The organism is Bradyrhizobium sp. P2_E8, assembly GCF_056403875.1.
On the sequence record NZ_JBFUES010000996.1, the window covers coordinates 1 to 2672 of the forward strand.

Here is a 2672-nt window from a genome sequence, read left to right on the forward strand (position 1 = left end):
GGCCAAGCGAAACCATCAGGGCCCGGCAGGTCCCGCCATGGGCAACTGCGACGGTGTCGGTCCGGAGCTGGTCGTACCAGGCGCGGACGCGGACCTGCACATCGGCATAAGTCTCCCCGCCTGCCGGGCCCACCGTCCATTTGTCGGCGAGGCGCCTGGCATAGATTTCGGGATCGGCGGCCTCGCTCTCGGCCAGCGTCAGCCCCTCCCAGACGCCATAGCCGATCTCGCGCAGGCGATCGTCGAGCGAATAGTCGGCCACGGGCAATTCGAGCTTGCCGCGCGCAAGTTCCATGGTCATGCGCGCGCGGCCGAGCGGGCTCGACACATAGGGCAGCGCCGCCTTGTCGCGGCCGTCGCGCTTGAACAGGTCGGCGAGAATGCCGCCGGCCTGCATCGCCTGGCTACGGCCGCGCGCGTTCAGCGGAACGTCCTTGGTGCCCTGGAGCCGCCCGAGCGCATTCCACTCGGTCTCGCCGTGGCGAAGATAGTAGATCGTGGGCACGGGCATTGCCGGTAAGCGTTAGTCCTTCCCGCCGAACGAAATGTCCGGCGCGTCCGGCCGCTTCATGCCGAGCACGTGATAGCCGGAATCGACGTGGTGCACCTCGCCGGTGACGCCGCGCGAGAGGTCGGAAAGGAAATACAGCGCGCTGCCGCCAACGTCTTCAGTCGACACGTTACGCCGCAGCGGCGCGTTGTGCTCGTTCCACTTCAGGATATAGCGGAAGTCGCCGATTCCGGAGGCCGCGAGCGTCTTGATCGGCCCGGCCGAGATCGCGTTGACGCGGATGTTCTTCTCGCCGAGGTCGGCGGCGAGATAGCGCACGCTTGCCTCCAGCGCCGCTTTCGCCACGCCCATCACGTTGTAATGCGGCATCCACTTCTCGGCGCCGTAATAGGAGAGCGTGATGAGCGAGCCGCCATCGGTCATCAGCTTCTCGGCGCGCTGTGCCACGGCGGTGAACGAGTAGCAGGAGATCAGCATCGACTTGGAAAAATTCTCCTGCGTGGTGTCGACGTAGCGGCCGTCGAGCTGCTCGCCATAGGCGATCGCGTGCACCAGGAAGTCGATCTTGCCCCACTTCTCCTTCAGCACCGCGAAGGCGGCATCGATGGTCGCGGCGTCCGTGACGTCGCAATGGCCGAGCACGAGTCCGCCGATCTCGGCGGCGAGCGGCTCGACGCGCTTCTTCAGCGCATCGCCCTGATAGGTGAAGGCGAGCTCGGCGCCCGCTGCGTGGCATGCCTTGGCGATGCCCCAGGCGATCGAGCGGTTGTTGGCAACGCCGAGGACCACCCCGCGCTTGCCTTGCATCAGACCTGAATTCTGCGCCATTTTTGAACGTCCCGTCGAGCTCTCGTTGAGGTCTGGAGGTACACCAGCCCTCTTTCGCGGTACAGTCCTAATACGCGGCGTTAACGCTGTTTCGAGCGCCGGAATAGCCGTTCCGTTCGGGTGTTATGATGGGTAAGGCGCTCGCGCCGAACACCAGGACGTCAAGACGGCAATGAGTGCGTTTCGCCAGAGTGTGGAAGCCATGATCCCGGCGTTGCGCCGCTACGCCCGCGCGCTCACGCGCGATGCGGATTCGGCCGACGATCTGGTGCAGGATACGTTGGTGCGCGCACTGCGTTCGGAGCGCCTGTTTCTCGGAGGCGACGTCAGGAGCTGGCTGTATACGATCCTGACCAACCTCAACAAGAACCGGCGGCGCTCACTGGCAAGGCGGCCGCAATTCATGCAGCTGACGGAGAACAACCCGGATGCCAGCGGGACCGAAGCCGAGGGACGCGACATCGAGAAGGCGCTGGCAACGCTGGTCGAGGAGCAGCGTTCGGTGCTGCTCCTGGTGATGCTGGAGGGCATGAGCTACCGCGAGGTCGCCGACATCCAGGGCGTGCCGATCGGCACCGTGATGTCGCGCCTGGCACGCGCCCGCGCCCACGTTAAAGCCTCGCTGGAGGGTGAGCGCCCGGCGCTCAGGCGAGTGAAATGATGGCGGGATTGATGCATCGCGTAGTGTCCGTCCGCAGCCTGCCGACAAAGCGAGCGAAGTTGAGTCACGAAGGATATTTTGGGCCGCAGAGCCAGAGACGATCGATATGAACGACCGCAATATTCCGATCACCGAAGACGAACTGCACGCCTATGTCGATGACGAGCTGCCGGCCGAGCGCCGCGCCGACGTCGAGGCCTGGCTGGCCGCCCATCCTGACGATGCCGAGCGGGTGCAGTCCTGGCGCACCATGGCCGAGATGCTGCACGCCCGCTACGATACCGTCGCCCAGGAGCCGGTGCCGGCACGGCTGGAGCTCGAACGGCTGGAGCGCCGCCCCCGGCAATGGCTCTATGGCGCCGCCGCGGCTGTGCTGGTTGCCTTCGTCGCCGGCGGCACCGCCGGCTGGGTCGCGCATGGCGCCGCCAGCGCTCCCTCGACCTTCCAGAGCTTCACGGCGGACGCACTCGACGCCCACCGCCTCTATGTCGTCGAGGTCCGCCACCCCGTCGAGGTCGGCGGCAACGAGCGCGACCATCTTCAGGCCTGGCTGACCAGGCGCTGCGGGTGGACCGTGTTCGCACCGAACCTGGAGGCGAGTGGGTTGAAGCTGGTCGGCGGCCGGCTCCTGCCGGGGCCGAACGGGCCGGCCTCGTTCCTGATGTATGAGGG

At 66.2% G+C, this 2672-nt stretch carries 4 protein-coding genes; 2 read left to right on the forward strand and 2 right to left on the reverse strand.

What is annotated here, in order from left to right; genetic code table 11:
* On the reverse strand, nt 1-511 hold a 511-nt coding region (locus AC1D00_RS35615), incomplete at its 3' end, for a histidine phosphatase family protein (protein ID WP_477013891.1).
* A gap of 12 nt (nt 512-523) precedes the next feature.
* Nucleotides 524-1339 carry an enoyl-ACP reductase FabI gene (gene fabI / locus AC1D00_RS35620; RefSeq protein WP_027546200.1) on the reverse strand — a complete coding sequence of 272 codons (816 nt, stop codon included), beginning with the start codon at nt 1337-1339 and terminating at the stop codon, nt 524-526.
* Nucleotides 1340-1511: 172 nt separating this feature from the next.
* Between fabI and AC1D00_RS35625 the strand changes: the two genes are divergently transcribed.
* Complete coding sequence (locus AC1D00_RS35625) at nt 1512-2000, forward strand: sigma-70 family RNA polymerase sigma factor (RefSeq protein WP_477013892.1); 489 nt, start codon at nt 1512-1514, stop codon at nt 1998-2000.
* A 106-nt stretch (nt 2001-2106) separates the two neighbouring features.
* On the forward strand, nt 2107-2672 hold a 566-nt coding region (locus AC1D00_RS35630; protein ID WP_477013893.1), incomplete at its 3' end, for an anti-sigma factor family protein.

Excerpts from the sequence above, each read along its gene's own strand:
- fabI (WP_027546200.1), bottom strand. The coding sequence starts at position 1,339 with ATGGCGCAGAATTCAGGTCTGATGCAAGGCAAGCGCGGGGTGGTCCTC.
- AC1D00_RS35625 (WP_477013892.1), top strand. The coding sequence starts at position 1,512 with ATGAGTGCGTTTCGCCAGAGTGTGGAAGCCATGATCCCGGCGTTGCGC.